This is a genomic window from Phocaeicola coprophilus DSM 18228 = JCM 13818 (assembly GCF_000157915.1).
In the GTDB taxonomy this organism is placed as follows: domain Bacteria; phylum Bacteroidota; class Bacteroidia; order Bacteroidales; family Bacteroidaceae; genus Phocaeicola; species Phocaeicola coprophilus.
This window is the reverse complement of record NZ_EQ973635.1, coordinates 30,598-35,603: the sequence shown is the minus strand read 5'-3', so window position 1 is coordinate 35,603 and position 5,006 is coordinate 30,598. Positions and strand designations below refer to the sequence as shown.

Sequence of the window (5,006 nt, the reverse complement as noted above, 5' to 3'; positions counted from 1 at the left end):
GTATATGTTGCGTAACAGAAATTTCACATATTTGTGTTTGAAAAATATGGTTCTTTGAAATATTGTTCTAGAAAAATGAAAAAAAATGCTTAATTGATTTTTGTTTTATTATTTAATTAGTAATTTTGAGGTGTATATAATAACATTTTTTTATAGAACTAAGATTATATTATAACCTTAAGATGAAAACTATGAGTTATTTACGATTTGACAAAACATTAATGACAAACCTGGAAGAATCTCTTCCGCGTGAGATTCTTCGGACTAACCGTTCAGGTGCGTATCATTGTTCTACCATTGTAGATTGTAATACTCGCAAATATCATGGTTTGCTTGTCATTCCGATACCGGAACTGGACGATGAAAACCATGTGTTGTTGTCTTCATTGGATGAAACTGTTATACAGCACGGTGCAGAGTTTAATTTAGGGCTTCACAAATATCACGGAGATAATTTCAGCCCTCGCGGTCACAAGTACATTCGTGAATTTGAATGTGAAAAAGTTCCTACGACATGGTATCGGGTAGGTGGAGTAATTCTCAAGAAAGAAAAAGTTTTCGTTCATTATGAAAACCGTATCCTGATTCGTTATACGTTGGTGGATGCCCATTCAGAGACTACTCTTCGATTTCGGCCTTTCCTGGCATTCCGGAGTGTACGCCAGTATACACATGAGAACGCACAGGCCAACCGTCACTACGATCTGGTGGAAAACGGAATCAAAACTAGTATGTATCCCGGCTATCCGGAGCTATATATGCAGTTGAACAAACCGAATGAATTTCATTTCCAGCCAGACTGGTATCGGGGAATTGAATATCCCAAGGAGCAGGAGAGAGGATATGATTTTAATGAAGACTTGTATGTTCCGGGGTATTTTGAAGTCAATATCAAAAAAGGGGAATCGGTTGTCTTTTCAGGGGGAATCACAGCGATGCAGGATACAGCGGGGCTGAATGATCTGTTTACTAAAGAAGTTGAAGAACGAACACCGCGTGCAGATTTCAAGAAGTGTCTGATCAATGCCGCTCATCAGTTTTTAAATAAACAGGGGGAAGATTCCTATATACTTGCCGGTTATCCTTGGTTTAAATGCCGTGCGCGTGACATGTTTATCTCGTTGCCGGGTTTGATGCTTTCTGTTGGGGAAGTAGAAAAATTCGAGCAGGTGATGAATACGGCCTCACATGCCATTTATGCCTTTATGAATGGAGAGGAAACGCATCTGAAAGTGTATGAGATGGAACATCCGGATGTCCTGTTGTGGGCTGTCTGGACAATTCAGCAGTATGCGAAGATGGTTTCCCGCGAAGTGGCAAAAGCTAAATACGGAACTTTGCTGAAAGACATTATGGCCTATCTGACCGCAGGAAAACATCCGAATATGCGGGTGGATGAAAATGGTCTGATTTATTCCGAAGGTATTCAGAAGGCTATTACCTGGATGAACTCAACAGTAAATGGTCGCCCGGTTACTCCGCGTACAGGATATATTGTCGAATTTAATAGCTTATGGTATAATGCTTTGAGATTCACAGGAGATTTGCTGACAGATTTCGGTTGCAATGAACTGATTGAAACCTGTACCTTGATTGCTGATAAGGCCGGACAAGCTTTCGTTGATACATTCCTGAATGAATATGGTTATCTGCTGGACTACGTTGACGGACAGATGATGGACTGGAGTGTGCGGCCTAACATGATCTTTGCTGCTGCGCTGGATTATTCACCATTGAATTCCCGTCAGAAGAAGGGAGTGGTTGATATTGTAACCAAAGAACTGCTGACTCCGAAAGGATTGCGTTCCCTGAGCCCGAAGAGTGGCGGATACAATCCGAACTATGTAGGTCCTCAGTTGCAGCGTGATTATGCTTACCACCAGGGAACAGCCTGGCCGTGGCTGGAAGGATTCTATCTGGAAGCTTACTTGCGTATTTACAAACGGAGTGCAATTTCATTTGTTGAACGTCAGCTGATCAGCTTCGAAGACGAATTGACCTGTCATTGTATCGGATCCATTCCTGAGCTGTTTGATGGTAATCCGCCTTTCCGTGGTCGTGGTGCCGTATCGTTCACCATGAATGTGGCTGAGATATTGCGAGTTTTGTATTTGTTGGATAAATATAATTATTAAAAGGAGGAGCCTGTATGAAAGTATTAATGTTTGGATGGGAATTTCCTCCCAAGATATACGGTGGTCTTGCTGTAGCTTCTTATGGAATCACGAAGGGGCTGAGCTTGCAGGGAGATGTGGAGACTACATTCTGTCTGCCCAAGCCTTCCGGTCAGGAAGAGAAATTCCTGAATATTATCGGAATGAATCAAGTGCCTATCGTATGGCGTGATGTGAATTATGATTATCTGAAGTCACGTTTGCCGGAATATATGACACCGGAGCAGTATTATGCTTTCCGTGATCATATCTATGCTGACTTTTCTTATATGCACGTCAACGATCTGGGGTGTATGGAATTTGCCGGCGGTTATCCGCAGAACCTGCATGAAGAGATCAATAACTTTTCTATTATTGCTGGTGTGGTTGCCCGTCAGCAGGAGTTTGATATTATCCATGCTCACGACTGGCTGACTTATCCGGCTGGTGTACATGCCAAGATGGTCAGCGGAAAACCACTGTGTATTCATGTGCATGCTACCGATTTCGATCGTTCCCGTGGAAAAGTTAACCCTACGGTTTATGCAATGGAAAAGAACGGAATGGACCATGCTGATTGTATTATGTGTGTGTCCGAACTGACTCGCCGTACAGTAATCAACGAGTATCATCAGAATCCGAACAAGGTTTTTGCTGTGCATAATGCCGTATATCCGCTTTCACAGGATTTGCAGGATATTCCTCGTGTGGAACATCCGAAGGAAAAGATCGTGACTTTCCTCGGACGTATCACTATGCAGAAAGGACCTGAGTACTTTGTAGAAGCAGCCGCACTGGTACTTAAACGTACGCGTAATATCCGTTTTGTGATGGCCGGTTCCGGAGATATGCTGAATGCCATGATTAATCTGGCAGCAGAAAGAGGTATTGCGGACCGCTTCCACTTCCCGGGATTCCAACGTGGACGTCAGGTGTATGAAGCATATAAGAACAGTGATGTGTTTGTTATGCCGTCGGTTTCTGAACCTTTCGGTATCGCACCGCTGGAAGCTATGCAGTGTGGAACTCCTTCCATCATTTCCAAACAGTCAGGTTGCGGGGAAATTCTGGAAAATGTAATCAAGACGGACTACTGGGATATCAATGCCATGGCTGATGCCATCTATGCTATCTGTACTTATCCTTCACTGTTCAAATATCTGCAGGAAGAAGGACGTAAGGAAGTAGATGGAATTACGTGGGAAAAAGTGGGCTGGAAGATTCGTGGCCTGTACGAGGACGTATTAAGAAATTACGCTAAATAATAAAATGTGATTGCGATATGAAAACAATTTGCCTTTACTTTGAGATACATCAAATCATACATCTGAAACGTTACCGTTGCTTCGACATTGGTCGTGACCATTATTACTACGATGATTATGAAAATGAACGTTGCATTACGGAAATTGCAGAAAAGAGTTATATTCCGGCTTTGGTTACATTGATTGAGATGGCGAAAGCTAATGCCGGTGCGTTCAAGGTTGCCCTTTCACTTTCCGGTGTGGGACTGGAGCAGCTTGAAATACATGCTCCCCGCGTTATTGAACTTTTGCAGGAACTGAATGAAACGGGATGCGTGGAATTCCTGGCTGAACCTTATTCTCATGGTTTGTCTTCTTTAGCCAACGAAGACTGCTTCCGTGAAGAAGTTATGCGGATGAGCAATAAGGTGAAAGAAGTTTTCGGACAGACTCCGAAAGTATTCCGTAATTCCAGCTTGATTTATTCTGATGCGATCGGTGGTATCATTGCAGAAATGGGCTTCAAGGGAATGCTTACCGAAGGTGCAAAGCATGTGCTGGGATGGAAGAGTCCGCACTATCTGTATCACTGTGCCGAAAACCCGAACCTGAAGCTTTTGTTGCGTGATTACAAGTTGTCAGATGATATTAGTCTGCGCTTCTCTAATTCAGAGTGGAATGAATACCCGTTGTTTGCTGACAAATATATGGATTGGATTGCAGCTTTGCCGGAAGGGGAACAGGTAATCAATATCTTTATGGAATTGCAGGCACTGGGTATGGTTCAGCCGTTATCCTCAAATATTCTGGAATTCCTGAAAGCTCTGCCGGCTTGTGCGAAGGAAAGAGGTATTACATTCTCTACTCCGACAGAAGTGGTTACCAAACTGAAATCTGTTGATAAGGTGGATGTACCTTATCCGTTGTCATGGTCGGATGAAGAAAGAGATGTCAGCTGTTGGTTGGGAAATGCCATGCAGCGTGAGGCTTTCAACAAGTTGTATAGTGTGGCAGAACGTGTACACTTGTGTGATGACCGCCGAATCAAGCAAGACTGGGATTATCTGCAGGCCAGCAATAACTTCCGTTTCATGACTACCAAGAATACGGGTATTTATCTGCCGCGTGGTATTTATGATTCTCCTTTTGATGCTTTCACTAACTATATGAACATTTTGGGAGACTTTATTGCTCGTGTGAATTCTTTGTATCCGGTTGATATGGATAATGAGGAACTGAACTCTCTGTTGACTACAATCAAGAATCAGGGTGAGGAACTGGTTCAGCTGAATGAAGAGGTTGCCAGACTGCAGGAGGCATTGAAGAAAGCTGAAGAAAAGGTTGCAGCTCCTGCTGCTAAAAAGCCTGCCGCAAAGAAACCTGCAGCTAAGAAAACTACAAAAAAAAGTGAATAACAGTTTTCATAATAGATAAATCTGGAAGTCTGTTTTAAATAATAACAGTCTGAAATACGGAGCCTGTCGTGAGATGGACTCCGTATTTTTATTCTGTGGAGAAAGGTTAGGGTGTGGAGATTTTGAGTGCTGACTCCTGAAAGAGATAGGGCTGGCAGGTATGTTGTGGAAGGTTATAAAAAAAGCAGGAAAAA

Annotated in this window: 3 protein-coding genes; all 3 read left to right on the top strand. The window is 42.8% G+C overall.

Annotation, left to right across the window (positions count from 1 at the left end; translation table 11 throughout):
* The first annotated feature begins 191 nt into the window (after positions 1-191).
* The 3 genes from BACCOPRO_RS04805 to BACCOPRO_RS04795 are packed head-to-tail and all read left to right on the top strand — an operon-like array spanning position 192 to position 4,812.
* Positions 192-2,135, top strand: a complete 1,944-nt coding sequence (locus BACCOPRO_RS04805; protein ID WP_022277377.1) for a glycogen debranching enzyme N-terminal domain-containing protein — start codon at positions 192-194, stop codon at positions 2,133-2,135.
* A gap of 14 nt (positions 2,136-2,149) precedes the next feature.
* Positions 2,150-3,418: a glycosyltransferase family 4 protein gene (locus BACCOPRO_RS04800; protein ID WP_008141471.1), complete on the top strand. Its 1,269-nt coding sequence runs from the start codon at positions 2,150-2,152 to the stop codon at positions 3,416-3,418.
* Between the two features lie 17 nt (positions 3,419-3,435).
* Positions 3,436-4,812 carry an alpha-amylase gene (locus BACCOPRO_RS04795; RefSeq protein ID WP_008141470.1) on the top strand — a complete coding sequence of 459 codons (1,377 nt, stop codon included), beginning with the start codon at positions 3,436-3,438 and terminating at the stop codon, positions 4,810-4,812.
* The last annotated feature ends 194 nt before the right edge of the window (positions 4,813-5,006 follow it).